Source organism: Streptomyces sp. NPDC001920 (genome assembly GCF_053594495.1).
Window position 1 is genome coordinate 307,413 of record NZ_JBSFEP010000002.1, and the last position, 17,639, is coordinate 325,051.

A 17,639-nucleotide genomic window follows, 5' to 3' on the forward strand; every position below is an offset into this window, starting at 1 on the left:
GCGTGACCGCGGGCCGGCGTCAGAAACGGTACTGCTCGTCGTAGCCGTTCCCCGAGCCCTGCTGCTGCCCGTTGCCCTGGTACGGGTACTGCTGCTGCTCGGGCGGCAGTTCGCCGCCGTAGGTCTCGTCGGTGCGCTGCTGCGGGACCCAGACGCCGCCCGTCTCCCCGTAGGCACCGGTGGCGTACTGGTCCTGGCCGTAGCCCTGCTGGCCGTACTGCTGCTGACCGTAGGCGTCGTACGAGGTGCCGCCGTAGGTCTGGCTGCCGATGTACGGGTCGGAGTAGGCGGCGTACTGCTGCTGGCCCCCGGTGTCGTAGCCGTACTGCTGCTGGTCGTAGCCCGAGTAGCCGTCGTACGCGTAGCTCTGGTCGGCCGTCGCGTACTGGTCGTGGGGCCGGTCGGCGGTCGCGTGGGTCTGTTCGGCGGAGGCGTAGGCCGGGTCGCCGTATATGCCGTAGGAGCCGGTGTCCTCCGGCAGGGGCTGCGGCTCGTAGACGGCGGTCGTCTCCGCGGCCGGCGTCCGGCCCGGGCGGGCGGGGGTGAAGACGTCGTCGCGGTCGTAGTCGTCGTGGCCGTAACCGAGGCCTTCCTGGCCGTAGTCGTCGCCCGCGTACCTGCCGTCGTCGTCGCCGAAGCCCCCCTCGCTCGCCTGGAGGTCCGAGACCTCCAGGGTCGGCTCCTGGCGGCCGGACCCGCGGCTGCGGCGCTTGGCGCCGCCCAGCGGGCCCAGAGCGGGTGCGGAGACCGCCCAGCCGGCGGAGAAGCCGCGGCGGAAGGAGAGCGTGACGTAGGTCTGGCCGACCGCGAAGGCGGCCGCGCCCAGACCGATGACGATCACCGAGGGGATGAGCACGCCGACCACGACGCCGAGGAAACCGACGAAGGCGAGCAGCCGCCAGCGCAGCCGCGCCTTGTACTGCAGCAGCACTTCGCCCAGCAACCACAGCGCGACGACGCCGAACGCGATGTAGAGGACCGTCCAGCCCATGTACGCCCCTCTCCCAGTGGCCGCCAGTGTGACGTATATCAGGACGGCCGGTCTAGGCCTGCGGTGGGTGGTGCAGGCCCAGGTTCTCGTAGATTTCCAGGGTCGCCGTGGAGTTGTTGAGCGTGATGAAGTGCAGTCCTGGCACTCCCTCGGCCAGTAGCCGCGCGCAGAACTCGGTGGCGAACTCGATCCCGATCGAGCGTACAGCCGCCGGATCGTCCTTTGCTGTGAGGATCCGCTCTTTCAGGACGTTCGGGAACGAGGCGTTGGTGAGGGACGGGATCCGCTCCAGCGTCCGCACGCTGGCGATCGGCATGATCTCCGGGATGATCGGGGTGGCGCAGCCGGCGGCCGAGACACGGTCGCGCAGCCGCAGGTAGTCCTCCGGTTCGAAGAACATCTGCGTGATCGCGTAGTCGGCACCGGCCCGGCACTTGTCGACGAAGTGCCGTACGTCGGCCTCCCACTCGCAGGAGCGCGGGTGCATGGCGGGGAAGGCCGCGACACCCACGCAGAAATCACCGGAGGCCTTGATCAGTTCGACGAGCTCGGCGGCGTAGGTGAGGCCCTGCGGGTGCCGCACCCACTCACCCAGCGGGTCGCCCGGCGGGTCACCGCGCAGGGCGAGCATGTTGCGGATGCCGGCGTCGGCGTACTGGCCGATGATGTTGCGCAGGTCCGCCACCGAGTGGTCCACCGCGGTGAGGTGCGCGATCGGCGTGAGTGTGGTGTCTGAGGCGATCGCCTCGGTCGCCTTGACCGTGCCCGCGCGGGTGGAACCGCCCGCGCCGTAGGTCACGGAGACGAAGTCCGGCCCGACGGCCTCGACCCGGCGCAGCGCGTTCCACAGGTTCCGCTCGCCCTTCGGGGTCTTGGGGGCGTAGAACTCGAACGAGTACGTCGTCTTGCCGGTCGCGAGCATCTCGCGCACGGTGCGAGCGTGGTCCGACCTGATGGATGCGGTGCCGAGGGCCATACTCGCAGGTTAACCAGGGGCCCCCGGTCCCCCAACAGAACTCCGGACAATTGCCCGATTTGTCGGGCTGTTGTCCATACCTTGGACAGCTGGTGGCCGAAAACAGGCCACCTGGAGGGCCGGACCGGGCGCCGCGAGTGGTTCCGCAGCCTCCTTGACCACGGACTGAGACGCGACCTGGCGGCATGTGAGACGCGGCCGAGCCGCCCGAAAGACCCGGGCCGCGGAGGGCGCCGGGCGCCCTACGGCTGCCGCAGCCGCTTCGCGAACTCCGCCGACGCGGCGGCCGGGTCGTCGGCCTCCGTGATCGCCCGTACGACGACGACGCGGCCGGCTCCCGCCTCCAGCACCTCGTCGAGGTTGCCGAGGTCGATGCCACCGATGGCGAACCAGGGGCGGTCGGTGCCGAGGGCGGCGGTGTGGCGGACGAGGTCGAGGCCGGGGGCGTGGCGGCCTGGCTTGGTGGGAGTGGGCCAGCAGGGGCCGGTGCAGAAGTAGTCCACGCCCTCCTGGGCGGCGGCCGCGGTTGCCTCGGACTCGGAGTGCGTGGAGCGACCGACGAGGACGTCGTCGCCGAGGATCGCGCGGGCGGCGGGCACGGGCAGGTCGCCTTGGCCCAGGTGCAGGACGTCGGCGCCGGCGGCGTGGGCGACGTCGGCACGGTCGTTGACCGCGAGGAGCTTGCCGTGCCGGGCACACGCCTCGGCGAAGACCCGCAGGTGGTCGAGTTCCTCGGCCGCCTCCATGCCCTTGTCGCGCAACTGGACGATGTCCACCCCGGAGGCCAGCACGGCGTCCAGGAACTCTGCGAGGTCGCCCTGGCGCCTGCGGGCGTCGGTGCACAGATAGAGCCGGGCATCGGCGAGCTGGGTCCGGGCGGTGGCCCCGGTGACGGTGTCGGACATGCGGTTCCCCCTGTGATCGGGTGGCCGGGCGGGTGGCGTCGAGCTGCTGCCGGACGGTGGCACGGTAGCCGGAGCGGGGCGGGAGGTCTTGGGCCGGTGGCGGGAGCGTGGGGTGACGGGCCGTGCCGGGTGGTGGTCGGGGCGGCTTCCGGCTACCGGAGCATGCCGGGCCGCGGGACCGTGGGCGGGCACCGGGTGGCGGCGAAGCGCGGTGAAGGACCGTCACAGGGCGCTCCCGGCTCCCGGCTCCCGGCTCCCGGCTCCCGGCTCCCGGCTCCCGGCTCCCGGCTCCCGGCTCCCGGCTCCCGGCTCCCGGCTCCCGGCTCCCGGCTGAGCATGCCGGGCCGGCAGCGTCGTGGGGCCGCCCGGGCACGACGCCGAGACGACGGCGCTGCCCGCTCGACGGCACGGCAAAGGCTCGCGCGGGCCGCAACGGTCTCACGCGGGCCGCAACGGCTCAGTCGTCAGCCGGGCGCTGCGGTGGCGACGGCGTCGCGCACCGCAGGGCCCGGCCGTACTGCGGACGGTGTTCGGTTCAGACGGCGAGCGCCTGGGCGCGGCGCTTCACCTCGGTGCCGCGGTTCTCGCTCAGTGCCTGCGCGGGCGTGCCGGGCAGGCTCGGGTCGGGAGTGAAGAGCCACTCCAGCATCTCTTCGTCCGTGAAGCCGTCGTCCCGCAGGAGAGTCAGGGTCCCGGACAGGCCCTTGACGACCTTGTCCCCGTCGATGAAGGCGGCGGGGACGTGCAGCGCGCGGTTCTCGCCACGGCGTACGGCGATGAGCTGGCCCTCCTTGACCAGCTGCCGGACGCGTGTCACCTCGACGCCGAGTTGTTCGGCGATGTCGGGGAGGGTGAGCCAGGCGGGCACGAGAGCATCGATCTTTGCGTCAATCTCGGTCACGGGAACAAGCCTGCCATCTGCCACTGACAGTCGGAAGCCAGGCCGGTCCACCCGGGCGGAGCCGTCGGTCCCGACGCGCTATGCCACCGCCGCCTTCATCGGCCGTGTCGCGTCCGCCAGCAGCTGCGGGTTCATCCGGGTGCCCGCCTCGATCAGCCGCCGGCCCTGGGCGAGATCCCTCGGTCGGCCCACGGCCAGCAGGGCGACCAGGCGGTCGTCCCGCAGCCAGCAGACCGACCAGGCCGGGCCCGACGGTTCGCCGCGCCACAGCGTCGTGTCGGCGGCGGGATGGTGGCCGGCGTACTGGACGAAGCGGCCGAACTGCTCGGACCAGAAGTACGGCACGGGGTCGTAGACGGCGGGCGGCTCACCCGTGGCCTCGCCGAGGATGTTCGCGGCGACCGTGCGCGGGCCCTGCAGGGCGTTGTCCCAGTGGTGGACCAGGAGGCGCTCGCCGTACCTGCCCGAAGGGAACGAGGCGCAGTCACCGACGGCGTACACGTCCGGCACGGAGGTGCGCAGGTGGGAGTCGGCGACGACCTCGCCCTGCGCGCCGAGCTCGATGCCCGAACCGGCCAGCCAGGCCGTGGCGGGCCGCGCCCCGATGCCCACCACCACGGCGCCCGCGGGGATCCGCGAGCCGTCGTCGAGGACGACCGCGCCGGGCTCGACGCGCTCCACGCGCGCGTGCGTCCGCAGCACCGCCCCGCTGTCCGCGTACCAGGAGGTCATCGGCGCCGCCACGTCCGCGGGCAGGGCACCCGCGAGCGGTCGGTCGGCGGCCTCCACGACGGTCACCGCGCAGCCCGCCTCACGCGCGGCCGTGGCGAACTCCGCACCGATCCAGCCCGCCCCGACGACGACGATGTCGTGCTGCCGGGCGAGCACCGGCCGCAGCCGTTCGGCGTCGTCCAGGGTGCGCAGCAGATGCACACCCGGAACGCCTTCCGCACCCGGCAGCCGGATGGGTTCGGCGCCGGTGGCGAGCACCAGGACGTCGTACGGGACGGCCCCGGCCTCGGTGTCCAGCTCGTGGTCGGCGGTGCGCACGCCCAGCACCTCGCGCCCCAGCCGCAGTTCGATGTCGAGGGCGTCGAAGTCGACGTCGAAGGCGGAGCCCTCGGCTTTGCCGAGCAGGACGGCCTTGGACAGCGGAGGCCGGTCGTACGGCTGGTGGGGTTCGGCGCCGATCAGGGTGATGGTGCCGGTGAATCCCTGTTCGCGCAGGGCGACCGCGGTCTGCACCCCGGCCATGCCCGCGCCCGCGACGACCACGCGTCGCGCCTGTGACGTGCCCTGTTGCTGCGTCTGCTCGCTCACCTGATCACCATAGACAACTGACAATTCGTCAGTCAGGGGGCGTGCTCAGTGACCTGCTCCACAACACTCGTGCCCCGACCCGCCTGCGACTCCCACTCCCAGCTCTCCGCCAGGCGCACCCGCCCGTCGGGCAGGTCGGTCACCGTCGACACGCAGTGGCCCGACGACGTCGTCCCGTCCTGCTTGAGCTGGACGTACCGGAAGTCCAGCCGGTCGCCTGCCCTGGTGCCGACCAGGTACCCGCGTACGACGTCGCCGCCCGCGTACTCCGCCCAGATCTCACCGTCCTCCTCGTGGTACGTGAACCGGGTGCGGGTCCCCACCTGACCTGGGGCTTGGTCGGCCACGGGGGCGAGGACGAGTCCGTCGAGCGAGCGGGCCACGGGCACGGGCTCCCTTACTGAGGTCTGCGGCGTCGGGCTAGGGTGGCCAACGTAGAGCACTCGCGGGAGCCCGGACGCACCGGGCTGAGAGGGAGGCTGGCGGCCTCCGACCGTACGAACCTGATCCGGGTCATGCCGGCGAAGGGAGGGGCTGGACGCCCATGTCGCGTACGCGAACGTCAGACGTCCTTGTCATCGGGGGCGGAATCATCGGGCTGGTCACGGCGTGGCGGGCCGCGGGGCGCGGGTTCACGACGGCCGTCGTGGACCCCGAGCCGGGCGGCGGCGCCGCCCAGGTGGCGGCCGGAATGCTGGCCGCCGTCACGGAACTGCACTACGGCGAGCAGACGCTGCTGGGTCTGAACCTGGCCTCGGCCCGCCGGTACCCGGACTTCGTCGCCGAGCTCACCGAGCTCACCGGCCATGACCTCGGCTACCGGCGCTGCGGCACGCTCGCCGTCGCGCTGGACTCCGACGACCGGGCCCACCTGCGGGAACTGCACGCCCTGCAGCGCCGCTCGGGGCTGGAATCCGAGTGGTTGTCGGGGCGTGAGTGCCGGCGCCTGGAGCCGATGCTCGCGCCGGGGGTGCGCGGCGGGCTGCGGGTGGACGGCGACCACCAGATCGATCCGCGGCGGCTGGCCGGGGCGCTGGTGGCGGCGTGCGAGCGGGCCGGTGTGGTCTTCCACCGGGCCTGGGCCGAGCGCTTCGACGTCGTACGGGATCGGGCCGCCGGCGTGACCACGGCGGACGGCACCGAGTTGCGCGCCGGCCAGGTGGTCCTCGCCGCCGGCAGTCGCAGCGGGCGGCTGCCCGGGGTCCCGGACGACGTACTGCCGCCGGTGCGCCCCGTGAAGGGCCAGGTGCTGCGGCTGACCGTGCCGAAGCGGTACGCGCCGTTCCTGAGCCGGACCGTTCGGGCCGTGGTGCGCGGCAGCCAGGTGTACCTCGTGCCGCGCGCGAGCGGGGAGCTGGTCGTCGGGGCGACGAGCGAGGAACTGGGCTGGGACACGACGGTGACCGCGGGCGGGGTCTACGAGCTGCTGCGCGACGCCCACGAGTTGGTGCCGGGCATCACGGAGCTGGCGCTCACCGAGACGCGGGCCGGGCTGCGCCCCGGCTCGCCCGACAACGCGCCGCTGCTCGGCCCGACCGAGCTGGCGGGGCTGCTGCTGGCCACCGGCCACTACCGCAACGGCGTGCTGCTCACACCGGTCACCGGCGACGCCATGGCGCACGTCCTGGCCACCGGTGAACTCCCCGAGGAGGCCCGGGCGTTCACGCCCAGGCGCTTCAGTCCCGCCGCACTCACGGAGCAGCCCGCATGAACACCCCGGTCAAGTCGGTCACCATCTCGGTCAACGGCGAGCGTCGGCAGATCGAGTCGGGCACGGCTCTCGACACGCTCGTGAAGTCCCTCACCGCGGCGCCCTCCGGAGTGGCCGCCGCCCTCAACGAAACCGTCGTCCCGCGCGCGCAGTGGCCGTCGACCCCCCTCGCCGAAGGGGACCGCGTCGAGGTCCTCACCGCCGTCCAAGGAGGCTGACCATGGCCGACGATCCCTTTGTCATCGGCGACTCGTCCTTCACCTCCCGCCTGATCATGGGCACCGGAGGGGCGCCCAGCCTGGAGGTGCTGGAACGGGCACTGGTGGCGTCCGGGACGGAGCTGACCACGGTCGCGATGCGGCGGGTGGACCCGTCGGTGCACGGCTCCGTTCTGTCCGTCCTGGACAGGCTCGGCATCCGGGTGCTGCCGAACACAGCGGGGTGCTTCACGGCGGGTGAGGCCGTGCTGACGGCCCGCCTCGCGCGCGAGGCGCTCGGTACGGATCTGGTCAAGCTGGAGGTCATCGCCGACGAGCGGACCCTGCTGCCGGATCCGATCGAGCTGCTGGACGCGGCGGAGACGCTGGTGGACGACGGGTTCACCGTGCTGCCGTACACCAATGACGACCCCGTGCTGGCCCGGAAGCTGGAGGACGTCGGCTGTGCGGCGATCATGCCGCTGGGGTCGCCGATCGGCTCCGGGCTCGGCATCCGCAATCCGCACAACTTCCAGCTGATCGTGGAGCACGCGCGCGTGCCCGTGATTCTGGACGCGGGTGCCGGTACGGCGTCGGACGCGGCGCTCGCGATGGAACTGGGGTGCGCGGGCGTGATGCTCGCCTCGGCGGTGACGCGGGCCCAGGAGCCGGTGCTGATGGCCGACGCGATGAGGCATGCGGTGGAGGCGGGGCGTCTGGCCCGCCTGGCCGGGCGTATTCCGCGCCGTCACTTCGCGGAGGCGTCGTCGCCGGTGGAGGGCATGGCACGGCTGGACCCGGAGCGACCCGCGTTCTGAACGCACGTTCGACGCAAGCCTTTCGCTCGTGAGGTGTGCGTCACAGGTCGGCTGCAGTCCCGCCCCGATCACGGTCGGGGCGGGAGGTGTGTCGGTGTCGGCTCGTAGACTCACCCGCGTGGATACGACCCTTCAGGACCCTCTGGTCGGGCAGGTGCTCGACGGCCGGTATCGCGTGGACGCGCGGATCGCGGTCGGCGGGATGGCCACGGTCTACCGGGCCGTGGACACCCGCCTGGACCGCGTGCTCGCGCTCAAGGTGATGCACCCCGCGCTGGCCGTCGACGGGGTGTTCGTCGACCGGTTCATCCGCGAGGCGAAGTCCGTCGCCCGGCTCGCGCACCCCAACGTCGTCCAGGTCTTCGACCAGGGCACCGACGGGTCGTACGTCTATCTCGCCATGGAGTACGTCGCGGGCTGCACCCTGCGCGACGTGCTGCGCGAGCGCGGGGCGCTCCAGCCCCGGGCGGCCCTCGACATCCTGGAGCCGGTGCTGGCCGCGCTCGGGGCCGCGCACCGCGCCGGGTTCGTGCACCGGGACATGAAGCCGGAGAACGTCCTGATAGGGGATGACGGCCGGGTCAAGGTCGCCGACTTCGGACTCGTACGGTCCGTGGACACGGTCACCAGCACCACCGGTGCCGTGCTCGGCACCGTCTCCTATCTCGCACCCGAGCAGATCGAGCAGCCCGGAGCGGCCGACGCCCGGGTCGACGTGTACGCGTGCGGTGTCGTCCTGTACGAGATGCTCACCGGCGACAAGCCGCACGACGGGGATTCCCCCGCCGTGGTGCTCTACAAGCACCTCCACGAGGACGTCCCGCCGCCCTCGGCCGTGGTGCCGGGGCTGGCGTACGAGCTCGACGAGCTGGTCGCCTCGGCGACCGCGCGCAACCTGGACATCCGCCCGTACGACGCCGTGGCACTGCTCGCGCAGGCCCGGGAGGCACGCGCCGCGCTGACCGCGGAGCAGCTGGACGCCGTGCCCCCGCAGGCGCTCACGGCCGAGCGCAGCAACGCCGACGACCGCACGAGCGTGATCCCGCGCGCACTGTCGATCCAGCGGCCGCTGCCCGTGAACGAGGACGAGCCGGACGCCCAGGCCGTCTTCAACAGGACCAGCCGGCTGGAGACGCCCCCGCCCCCGCCGCCGGCACCCCACCGCTCGCGGACCTCGCGCCGGCCCCGCGGCCCGCTGGTCGTCGTGGCCGCCGTCCTGCTGGCACTCGGCCTCGGCATCGGCGTCTGGTACATCAACTCCGGGCAGTTCACCGAGGTGCCGCCGCTGCTGTCCAAGACCGAGGCGCAGGCACGGGACCGGCTGGAGGAGGCCGGGCTCGACGTGGGCAAGGTGGAGCGCGCCCACAGCAACACCTTCCGGCGCGGCACCGTCATCACCACGGAACCGAAGCCGGGCGCCCGCATCCGGCACAACGACGCCGTGAAGCTGATCGTCTCGCTGGGCCCGGAGACCGTGAAGGTGCCGGACCTCCAGGGTTACAAGCTGGACAAGGCGCGGGCGGTGCTGAAGGACAGCGGCCTCGAACCGGGCATGAGGACCGAGAGGTTCGACGAGGACGTCCCCAGGGGCTTCGTGATCTCCTCCGATCCGGGTGACGGCACCAAGGTCCGCTCCGGCTCCGCGGTCGCGCTGACCGTCAGCAAGGGCAGCCCCGTGGACGTCCCGGACGTCACCGGCGAGAGCCTGGCCGACGCCAAGGCCGACCTGGAGGGGGCCGGCCTGAAGGTGAAGGTGGCCGCCGCGCGGGTCAACTCCGAGTTCGACGCCGGCCAGGTCGCCCGCCAGTCGCCGACGGAGGGCAGGCAGGCCGCCGAGGGCGACACGGTGACGCTGACGCTGTCCAAGGGCCCGGAGATGATCGAGGTCCCGGACGTGGTCGGCGACAGCGTCGACGACGCCAAGGCCGAGCTGGAGGCCGCCGGTTTCGCGGTCGACGAGGACCGCGGTCTGCTGGGGCTGTTCGGGGACACCGTGAAGCGGCAGTCCGTGGAGGGCGGCCAGAGGGCCCCCAAGGGCTCGACCATCACGATCACCATCCGCTGAGCAGGGCCGTCGCGACCACCGGTGACGGGGCGGGCATGGCCTCGTGACACCCTGAACGGGTGAGAAGTCAGCAGTCCGGCCCCGCCCTCGCGGGCCCCTCCCGCAACCCCGTCGGAGGCCATGTCCCCGTGGCCGGCGGCCTCAGCTCCGTGGGGCTCGGCTACGCCCACGACCTCAAGGCCGAAGCGGTCCAGGTCTTCGTCGCCAATCCGCGGGGGTGGGCAACGCCCGTCGGCAATCCACGGCAGGACGAGGAGTTCCGCGCGGGGTGCGAGGCCGAGTCCATCCCGGCGTACGTCCATGCGCCGTACCTGATCAACTTCGGCTCGCACACCGAGGCCACCGTCGAGAAGTCGGTGGAGTCGCTGCGGCATTCCCTGCGCCGCGGCCGGCAGATCGGCGCGCTGGGCGTGGTCGTGCACACGGGCAGCGCGACCGGCGGACGGGAGCGGTCGGTGGCGCTGAAGCAGGTACGGGAGTCCCTGCTCCCGCTGCTCGACGAGCTGACCCATGACGACGACCCGTACCTGTTGCTGGAGTCCACCGCGGGACAGGGCTCCTCGCTGTGCTCGCGGACCTGGGACTTCGGGCCGTACTTCGAGGCACTGGACGCCCATCCGAAGCTGGGGGTGTGCCTGGACACCTGCCACGTCTTCGCCGCCGGCCACGACCTGACCGGCCCGTCCGGTATGCACCAGACGCTCGACCTGCTGGTGGACACCGTCGGCGAGGGCCGGCTGAAGCTGATCCACGCCAACGACTCCAAGGACGTCGTGGGCGCCCACAAGGACCGCCACGAGAACATCGGCGCAGGTCACATCGGTGAGGACCCGTTCCGCGCGCTGATGACCCACCCGGCGACCGAGGGCGTACCGCTGATCATCGAGACTCCCGGCGGCAAGGAAGGGCACGCGGCGGACGTGGAGCGACTGAAGAAACTTCGGGACACATAGCCCTTGGGGAATACCCCACGGGGGTATATGGTTCCCGCACGATGCGGGAACCATGACCTGGCATTGGGGGCACTCATGCAGCACGAAGCCCACACGGCACACGCCCACCACGACGAGCCGTCCGCCACCAGCACCTGGGCGATGGCCGTCCGGGCCACCCTGCACTGCCTCACCGGCTGTGCCATCGGCGAGGTACTGGGCATGGTGATCGGCACGGCGCTCGGCTGGAGCACCGCCCCGACCCTGGCACTGGCGATCACGCTCGCCTTCTTCTTCGGCTACGCGCTCACGCTGTGGGGCGTCCTCAAGGCGGGCGTCGGACTGCGCGCCGCCCTGAAGGTGGCGCTGGCGGCGGACACCCTCTCCATCGCGGTGATGGAACTGGTCGACAACGGCGTGATCGTGCTGTGGCCGGGCGCCATGGACGCCGAACTCACCGACCCGCTGTTCTGGTGGGTGCTGGCGATCGCGCTCGCCGTCGCCTTCGTCCTCACCGCGCCGGTGAACAAGTGGATGATCGGCCGCGGCAAGGGACACGCGGTGGTGCACCAGTACCACCACTGACGGCCACCGGGAAGGCCGGGATCAGAGCTCGGGGCCGTCCCCGGGCTCCTCCTGGTACGAGTAGCGCTGCTCTTTCCACGGATCGCCGATGTTGTGGTAGCCGCGCTCCTCCCAGAAGCCACGGCGGTCGGCGGTCATGTACTCCACGCCGCGGACCCACTTGGGCCCCTTCCAGGCGTACAGATGAGGGACGACCAGGCGCAGGGGGAAGCCGTGCTCCGCCGTGAGCAGTTCACCGTCCTTGTGGGTGGCGAAGATGGCACCCTCGGAGGCGAAGTCGGCCAGGCGCAGGTTGGAGCTGAACCCGTACTCCGCCCACACCATCACGTGGGTGACGGCCGGGGCGGGCGGGGCGATCTCCAGGATCGTACGGGCGGGAATGCCGCCCCACTCCGCGCCGAGCATGCTGAACTTCGTGACACAGTGCAGATCGGCCACGACGGTGGTGTACGGCAGGGCCGTGAACTCCCCATGGGTCCAGCAGTGCTTCTCGCCGTCGGCGGTGGCCCCGAACACCCGGAACTCCCAGCGCTCGGGACGGAACTTGGGAACCGGCCCGTAGTGCGTGACCGGCCAGCCGCGCTGCACTCGCTGCCCCGGCGGAAGTTCGGAGTGTGCCCCTGCTCCACTTTCGCGCTCCACCGGCTGACCCATGACTCCATCCTGACAGACCCTGGGCGGTGCACCGGACCACCCTCCCCCCAATTCAGCCCAAAATGGACTAAGCATGCCCTTACTTACTAAGTGAAGACTTACTGGACGATCTTCGCTGCCGGTGCAATCATGCGGCGCAACCTGCCAGTTCCCCCGCTTGGAAGGAGCCTCTGCGATGCAGGGCGACCCCGAGGTCCTCGAATTCCTGAACGAGCAGCTGACCGGCGAGCTGACGGCGATCAACCAGTACTGGCTGCACTACCGGATCCAGGACAACAAAGGCTGGACCAAGCTCGCCAAGTACACGCGTGAAGAATCCATCGACGAGATGAAGCACGCGGACAAGATCACCGAGCGCATTCTGATGCTGGACGGCCTGCCCAACTACCAGCGGCTCTTCCACGTCCGGGTCGGCCAGACCGTCACCGAGATGTTCCAGGCCGACCGACAGGTCGAGGTCGAGGCCATCGACCGGCTCAAGCGGGGCATCGAGGTGATGCGCACCAAGGGCGACATCACCTCGGCGAACCTCTTCGAGGCGATCCTGGAGGACGAGGAGCACCACATCGACTACCTGGACACGCAGCTGGAACTCATCGACAAGCTGGGTGAGGCGCTGTACCTCGCGCAGCAGATCGAGCAGCCTAGCTAGGCCGCGTCCTCCAGCTCGGACAGCACCGGCCGGCCCTGGTCGGCCAGATCCCGGCGCGGGCACGATCCCCTGCCCAGGATCGCCTGGATACGGCGCACGCACGACCCGCAGTCGGTACCCGCCTTGCAGGCGGAGGCGATCTGGCGGGGGGTGCAGGCGCCACGCTCCGCGTGCTGCTTCACCTGCTGCTCGGTGACACCGAAGCAACTGCAGACGTACACGCGGTCCACCTCCCGCCGGGGTTCGATAAGTCGTGCCGTACCGATTTACCGAGGGGCCCTCTTGATCGGTGAGGCTAACCTAACCTTACCCGCCGCACAGGAGCCGCAAAAGTGGGAGGGGGCGCGGATCGCATGTGATCCGCGCCCCAGTCCCAGCCCAGGTGGCAACCGGCCGGTTACTGGTCCCGGTACATCTCCGCCACGAGGAACGCCAGGTCGAGCGACTGGCTCCGGTTCAGGCGGGGGTCGCAGGCGGTCTCGTAGCGCTGGTGCAGGTCGTCGACGAAGATCTCGTCGCCGCCGCCCACGCACTCGGTGACGTCGTCACCGGTGAGCTCCACGTGGATGCCGCCCGGGTGGGTGCCGAGCTCCTTGTGGACCTCGAAGAAGCCCTTCACCTCGTCGAGCACGTCGTCGAAGCGGCGGGTCTTGTGACCGGAAGCGGCCTCGAAGGTGTTGCCGTGCATCGGGTCGGTCACCCAGGCCACCACGGCACCGGAGGCGGTGACCTTCTCGACCAGCTCGGGAAGCCGGTCACGGATCTTGTCGGCGCCCATGCGGACGATGAAGGTCAGCCGGCCCGGCTCGCGCTCCGGGTCGAGGCGGTCGATGTACTGCAGCGCCTCCTCGGCCGTCGTGGTCGGGCCGAGCTTGATACCGACCGGGTTGCGGATCTTCGACGCGAACTCGATGTGCGCGCCGTCCAGCTGCCGGGTGCGCTCACCGATCCACACCATGTGCCCGGAGACGTCGTACAGGTGGCCGGTGCGGGAGTCGACCCTGGTCAGGGCGGACTCGTAGTCGAGCAGCAGCGCCTCGTGCGAGGCGTAGAACTCGACCGTCTTGAACTCCTCCGGGTCGGCCCCGCAGGCGTGCATGAAGTTCAGCGCGTTGTCGATCTCGCGGGCCAGCTGCTCGTAGCGCTGGCCGGACGGGGACGACTTCACGAAGTCCTGGTTCCAGGCGTGCACCTGACGCAGGTCGGCGTAGCCGCCGGTGGTGAAGGCGCGCACCAGGTTGAGCGTGGAGGCGGACGCGTTGTACATCCGCTTCAGGCGCTCGGGGTCCGGCACGCGGGCGGCCTCGGTGAAGTCGAAGCCGTTGACGGAGTCGCCGCGGTAGGTCGGCAGCGTGACGCCGTCGCGGGTCTCGGTCGGCTTGGAGCGCGGCTTGGAGTACTGGCCGGCGATACGGCCGACCTTCACGACCGGCACCGAGGCGGCGTACGTCAGCACGGCGCCCATCTGGAGCAGAGTCTTCAGCTTGTTGCGGATGTGGTCGGCGGACACCGCGTCGAAGGCCTCGGCGCAGTCGCCGCCCTGGAGGAGGAACGCCTCTCCCTTGGCGACGGCCGCCATCCGGGCGCGCAGCTGATCGCACTCGCCCGCGAAGACGAGCGGCGGATACGACTCGAGGTCCGCAACGACTGCGCGCAGAGCCTCAAGGTCGGGGTACTCGGGCTGCTGCGCCGCGGGCAGGTCTCGCCAGGTGTTGCCAGCGCTCGCGCTGGTCTTAGCGTTCACGGTCACGCACTCAACATTACGGGGTCGTGTCGGGCCTCCAGCCCCATGCCCAGCAATTGAGACACGAGGTACACGACCCGGACATGCGGTAGGGTCCCTCGCATGTTCGCGCATTCGATCCAGAACTGGTGGTGGACCGCTCATCCGGCGGCCCACTGACTGCGCGTACGCAAGACTTCGCGAAGGCCGCCCGAGGGGCGGCCTTCGGTGTTTCCCGGGGTCCGTTCCTCTCCCACTGAGTACCACCGAGTCTCACTGAGAAGGAGCACGGACCCATGAACCTGCTCGGCTTGCTGGACGACCCCCGCCCGTTCGCCCTGCTGCGCCGTCGCGCCCCGGGACAGGACCACGAGACGGTCGAGGTCCTCGTCGGCCCGGTCACCGCCCACGACCGTCTGGCCGACCTCCCCGACGAGGGCCTGGCGCTCGTCCCCTTCCGCCAGATCCGCGAGCGCGGCTTCGACGTCCGCGACGACGGCACGCCCCTGCTCGTGCTCGCACCCGAGGAGTCGTACCGCGTCCCGCTCGCCGACGCCCTGGCGCAGCTTCCGGCCCACGAGGTGCGTGTCGAGGGCGGCGGCTTCGACGTGGCCGACGAGGAGTACGCGGAGATCGTCGGACGGGTGCTGCGGGAGGAGATCGGGCGGGGCGAGGGCGCGAACTTCGTGATCCGGCGGACGTACGAGGGGGAGATCCCGGGGTTCGGGCGGGCCGACGCGCTGGCCCTGTTCCGGCGGCTGCTGGAGGGTGAGCGGGGCGCGTACTGGACGTTCGTCGTGCACACCAGGGACCGGACGCTGGTCGGGGCGAGTCCCGAGGTGCATGTGCGGATGTCCGGCGGGACCGTCGTCATGAACCCGATCAGCGGGACGTACCGCTATCCCGCCGAGGGGCCGACGCCCGAGCATCTGCTCGGCTTCCTCGCCGACGGCAAGGAGATCGAGGAGCTGTCGATGGTCGTCGACGAGGAGCTCAAGATGATGTGCACCGTCGGCGACATGGGCGGAGTGGTCGTCGGACCGCGGCTGAAGGAGATGGCACACCTCGCGCACACCGAGTACGAGCTGCGCGGGAAATCCTCGCTGGACGTACGGGACGTGCTGCGCGAGACCATGTTCGCGGCCACCGTCACCGGCTCCCCCGTGCAGAACGCGTGCCGGGTGATCGAACGGCACGAGGTCGGGGGGCGCGGGTACTACGCGGGTGCGCTGGCGCTCCTCGGCCGGGACGCGGGCGGCGCCCAGACCCTCGACTCCCCCATCCTGATCCGCACCGCCGACATCTCCGGCGACGGGCACCTGCGGGTTCCGGTCGGCGCGACCCTCGTGCGCGGCTCGGACCCGGCGAGCGAGGTCGCCGAGACCCATGCGAAGGCGGCGGGTGTGCTGGCGGCCCTGGGGGTGCGTCCGTCCCGGCCGCGTGCGGAGCACACGCGCGCGTGTCTCGCCGACGATCCGCGCGTGCGTGCCGCGCTCGACGGGCGCCGGGCGTCGCTGGCGCCGTTCTGGCTGCGGATGCAGGAGCGGTCGGAGGAGCTGGGTGGCCACGCCCTGGTCGTCGACGCCGAGGACACCTTCACGGCGATGCTCGCGCACGTGCTGCGGTCGAGCGGCCTGGAGGTCACCGTCCGGCGCTACGACGAGGAAGGGCTGCGGGAGGCGGTGCTCGCTCACGAGGGTCCCCTCGTGCTCGGCCCCGGCCCGGGCGACCCGTCCGACCTCACCGACCCCAAGATGCGCTTTCTGCGTGACCTCACCGCCGAGGTCGTCGGCGGCCACCGGCACGGCGTCCTCGGCGTCTGCCTGGGGCACGAGCTGATCGCGGCCGAGCTGGGGCTGGAGATCGTACGCAAGGAGGTGCCGTACCAGGGGGCGCAGACGACGATCGACCTGTTCGGGCGGCCGGAGACGGTCGGTTTCTACAACAGCTTCGTGGCGCGCTGCGACGACGAGGCCGCCGCCGAGCTCGCCGCGCACGGCGTGGAGGTGAGCCGGAGTACGTCGCACGAGGTCCATGCCGTGCGCGGGCCGGGCTTCGCCGGGGTCCAGTTCCACCCGGAGTCGGTCCTGACGCTGAACGGCGCCACGGTCGTACGGGAGCTGGTCGCTCAGCTGCGCGGCACGAGCACGTTCTGCGAGCGGCGGCCGGCCGTGTAGTCGAGGACGTTGTTCACCGTGGTCTCGATGATCTGACCGACCGCGTCCACCGTGTAGTACGCCTGGTGGGACGTGACCAGGACGTTCGGGAAGGTGACGAGGCGGGCCAGGGTGTCGTCCTCGACGGCCTGGAGGGACTTGTCGAGGAAGAACAGGCCCGCCTCCGCCTCGTACACGTCGAGTCCGACGCCGGTGAAGCGGCCCGCCCGCAGTTCTCCGACCAGGGCCGCGCTGTCGACGAGGCCGCCGCGACTGGAGTTGATCAGGATCGCGTCGTCCTTCATCACCTTCAGGGCGGCCGCGTCGATGAGCTGCCGGGTCTCCGGCAGCAGGGGCACGTGCAGGCTGATCAGGTCGGACTCGGCGAGGAGCTGTTCCTTGGGGACGTAACGCATGCCCAGCCGCACGCAGGCGGGGTTCTCGGTGACGTCCCAGCCGAGCAGATTCATGCCGAAGCCGTGGGCGATGCGGGCGAACGCCTCACCGATCTTGCCGGTGCCGAGGATCCCGGCGGTACGGCCGTGCATGTCGCGGCCCATCAGGCCGTCGAGCCGGAAGTCGAAGTCCCGTGTGCGCGTGGAGGCCCGCACGATACGGCGGTTGACCGCCATGGCCAGGGTCCAGGCGAACTCGGCCACCGAGTACGGCGAGTAGGAGGACACCCGGGCGACCGTCATGGCGAGGCGCTCGGCGACATCGAGGTCGATGTTGTTGAACCCGGTGGAGCGCTGGGCCACCATCCGCGTCCCGCCGGTCGCGAGGGTCCGCAGGACGCGGTCCCCGAGGTCGCAGTTGACGCTGGTGCAGACGACCTCGTGGCCGGTGGCGATGGGGGCGGTGTCCTCGTTGAGGAAGACGTCCAGGCACCGGACCTCGTGGCGGCCCGCGAAGGCCCCCTCGATCAGTGGCTTCTCGTCCGCCTGCACGCCGAAGGCCAGGATCTCCAAGGCTGCTCCCCGTCCGCTGGGCGATGGCCCGAATATACGGCCCACCCTCCCATGTCGCCGGGCGGGAAGCAGCCGAGGGGAACCG

At 71.2% G+C, this 17,639-nt stretch carries 19 protein-coding genes and 1 riboswitch; of the genes, 9 read left to right on the plus strand and 10 right to left on the minus strand.

The features are described from left to right. Positions 1-19: 19 nt before the first annotated feature. From ACWCPI_RS03950 to ACWCPI_RS03975, 6 genes are all read right to left on the minus strand, one after another. Positions 20-991: an SCO2102 family sporulation regulator gene (locus tag ACWCPI_RS03950; protein WP_451036592.1), complete on the minus strand. Its 972-nt coding sequence runs from the start codon at positions 989-991 to the stop codon at positions 20-22. Positions 992-1,043: 52 nt separating this feature from the next. After that, a complete protein-coding gene (metF, locus tag ACWCPI_RS03955; protein WP_451036593.1) occupies positions 1,044-1,967 on the minus strand; it encodes a methylenetetrahydrofolate reductase [NAD(P)H] in 924 nt (307 codons plus the stop codon). Positions 1,968-2,209: 242 nt separating this feature from the next. Further along, positions 2,210-2,872, minus strand: a complete 663-nt coding sequence (gene thiE, locus ACWCPI_RS03960; RefSeq protein WP_451036594.1) for a thiamine phosphate synthase — start codon at positions 2,870-2,872, stop codon at positions 2,210-2,212. 535 nt (positions 2,873-3,407) lie between these two features. Continuing rightward, positions 3,408-3,773: an Rv2175c family DNA-binding protein gene (locus tag ACWCPI_RS03965; RefSeq protein WP_053671919.1), complete on the minus strand. Its 366-nt coding sequence runs from the start codon at positions 3,771-3,773 to the stop codon at positions 3,408-3,410. A gap of 78 nt (positions 3,774-3,851) precedes the next feature. Next, positions 3,852-5,093, minus strand: coding sequence for an NAD(P)/FAD-dependent oxidoreductase (locus tag ACWCPI_RS03970; protein WP_451036595.1), 1,242 nt, complete (start codon positions 5,091-5,093; stop codon positions 3,852-3,854). 32 nt (positions 5,094-5,125) lie between these two features. After that, on the minus strand, positions 5,126-5,476 hold the full coding sequence (locus ACWCPI_RS03975; protein ID WP_451036596.1) for a hypothetical protein: 351 nt from the start codon (positions 5,474-5,476) through the stop codon (positions 5,126-5,128). Positions 5,477-5,528: 52 nt separating this feature from the next. Next, positions 5,529-5,640: riboswitch (TPP riboswitch) on the plus strand. Here ACWCPI_RS03975 and thiO point away from each other — a divergent pair. From thiO to ACWCPI_RS04005, 6 genes are all read left to right on the plus strand, one after another. Continuing rightward, positions 5,638-6,804 carry a glycine oxidase ThiO gene (thiO, locus tag ACWCPI_RS03980; protein ID WP_451036597.1) on the plus strand — a complete coding sequence of 389 codons (1,167 nt, stop codon included), beginning with the start codon at positions 5,638-5,640 and terminating at the stop codon, positions 6,802-6,804. (Overlaps the previous riboswitch by 3 nt.) Continuing rightward, a complete protein-coding gene (gene thiS / locus ACWCPI_RS03985; RefSeq protein WP_451036598.1) occupies positions 6,801-7,022 on the plus strand; it encodes a sulfur carrier protein ThiS in 222 nt (73 codons plus the stop codon). The genes thiO and thiS overlap by 4 nt, the downstream gene beginning before the upstream one ends. Before the next feature lie 2 nt (positions 7,023-7,024). After that, positions 7,025-7,819, plus strand: coding sequence for a thiazole synthase (locus tag ACWCPI_RS03990; RefSeq protein WP_451036599.1), 795 nt, complete (start codon positions 7,025-7,027; stop codon positions 7,817-7,819). A 118-nt stretch (positions 7,820-7,937) separates the two neighbouring features. Next, positions 7,938-9,884, plus strand: a complete 1,947-nt coding sequence (pknB, locus tag ACWCPI_RS03995; RefSeq protein ID WP_451036600.1) for a Stk1 family PASTA domain-containing Ser/Thr kinase — start codon at positions 7,938-7,940, stop codon at positions 9,882-9,884. Between the two features lie 59 nt (positions 9,885-9,943). Next, positions 9,944-10,837, plus strand: coding sequence for a deoxyribonuclease IV (locus ACWCPI_RS04000; RefSeq protein WP_451036601.1), 894 nt, complete (start codon positions 9,944-9,946; stop codon positions 10,835-10,837). Positions 10,838-10,912: 75 nt separating this feature from the next. Then, positions 10,913-11,401, plus strand: coding sequence for a DUF4396 domain-containing protein (locus ACWCPI_RS04005; protein WP_451036602.1), 489 nt, complete (start codon positions 10,913-10,915; stop codon positions 11,399-11,401). Between the two features lie 21 nt (positions 11,402-11,422). Here ACWCPI_RS04005 and ACWCPI_RS04010 read toward each other — a convergent pair whose 3' ends face one another. Further along, positions 11,423-12,055, minus strand: coding sequence for a sulfite oxidase-like oxidoreductase (locus ACWCPI_RS04010; RefSeq protein ID WP_451036603.1), 633 nt, complete (start codon positions 12,053-12,055; stop codon positions 11,423-11,425). 175 nt (positions 12,056-12,230) lie between these two features. Here ACWCPI_RS04010 and bfr point away from each other — a divergent pair, with 175 nt between their 5' ends. Then, positions 12,231-12,707, plus strand: a complete 477-nt coding sequence (gene bfr / locus ACWCPI_RS04015) for a bacterioferritin (RefSeq protein WP_388797848.1) — start codon at positions 12,231-12,233, stop codon at positions 12,705-12,707. On the opposite strand, the gene ACWCPI_RS04020 is transcribed toward bfr, so the two are convergent. Continuing rightward, positions 12,704-12,928, minus strand: a complete 225-nt coding sequence (locus ACWCPI_RS04020) for a (2Fe-2S)-binding protein (RefSeq protein ID WP_451036604.1) — start codon at positions 12,926-12,928, stop codon at positions 12,704-12,706. The genes bfr and ACWCPI_RS04020 overlap by 4 nt on opposite strands. Positions 12,929-13,104: 176 nt before the next feature. After that, positions 13,105-14,457, minus strand: a complete 1,353-nt coding sequence (locus ACWCPI_RS04025) for a class II 3-deoxy-7-phosphoheptulonate synthase (RefSeq protein ID WP_451036605.1) — start codon at positions 14,455-14,457, stop codon at positions 13,105-13,107. 96 nt (positions 14,458-14,553) lie between these two features. Here ACWCPI_RS04025 and ACWCPI_RS04030 point away from each other — a divergent pair, with 96 nt between their 5' ends. Beyond that, the gene (locus ACWCPI_RS04030; RefSeq protein WP_076973970.1) at positions 14,554-14,610 is read left to right on the plus strand and encodes a trp operon leader peptide; all 57 of its coding nucleotides are present in this window, start codon (positions 14,554-14,556) and stop codon (positions 14,608-14,610) included. Positions 14,611-14,726: 116 nt separating this feature from the next. Further along, entirely contained in the window at positions 14,727-16,607 is a 1,881-nt protein-coding gene (locus ACWCPI_RS04035; protein ID WP_451036606.1) for an anthranilate synthase family protein, read from the plus strand. Here ACWCPI_RS04035 and ACWCPI_RS04040 read toward each other — a convergent pair. After that, positions 16,559-17,554 carry a 2-hydroxyacid dehydrogenase gene (locus ACWCPI_RS04040; RefSeq protein WP_451036607.1) on the minus strand — a complete coding sequence of 332 codons (996 nt, stop codon included), beginning with the start codon at positions 17,552-17,554 and terminating at the stop codon, positions 16,559-16,561. The genes ACWCPI_RS04035 and ACWCPI_RS04040 overlap by 49 nt on opposite strands. Positions 17,555-17,639: the final 85 nt, after the last annotated feature.

Coding starts and splice junctions, on each gene's coding strand:
- ACWCPI_RS04010 (WP_451036603.1), bottom strand. CDS start 12,055: ATGGGTCAGCCGGTGGAGCGCGAAAGTGGAGCAGGGGCACACTCCGAA.
- ACWCPI_RS04035 (WP_451036606.1), top strand. CDS start 14,727: ATGAACCTGCTCGGCTTGCTGGACGACCCCCGCCCGTTCGCCCTGCTG.
- ACWCPI_RS03990 (WP_451036599.1), top strand. CDS start 7,025: ATGGCCGACGATCCCTTTGTCATCGGCGACTCGTCCTTCACCTCCCGC.
- metF (WP_451036593.1), bottom strand. CDS start 1,967: ATGGCCCTCGGCACCGCATCCATCAGGTCGGACCACGCTCGCACCGTG.
- ACWCPI_RS04005 (WP_451036602.1), top strand. CDS start 10,913: ATGCAGCACGAAGCCCACACGGCACACGCCCACCACGACGAGCCGTCC.
- thiO (WP_451036597.1), top strand. CDS start 5,638: ATGTCGCGTACGCGAACGTCAGACGTCCTTGTCATCGGGGGCGGAATC.
- thiE (WP_451036594.1), bottom strand. CDS start 2,872: ATGTCCGACACCGTCACCGGGGCCACCGCCCGGACCCAGCTCGCCGAT.
- bfr (WP_388797848.1), top strand. CDS start 12,231: ATGCAGGGCGACCCCGAGGTCCTCGAATTCCTGAACGAGCAGCTGACC.
- thiS (WP_451036598.1), top strand. CDS start 6,801: ATGAACACCCCGGTCAAGTCGGTCACCATCTCGGTCAACGGCGAGCGT.
- ACWCPI_RS03950 (WP_451036592.1), bottom strand. CDS start 991: ATGGGCTGGACGGTCCTCTACATCGCGTTCGGCGTCGTCGCGCTGTGG.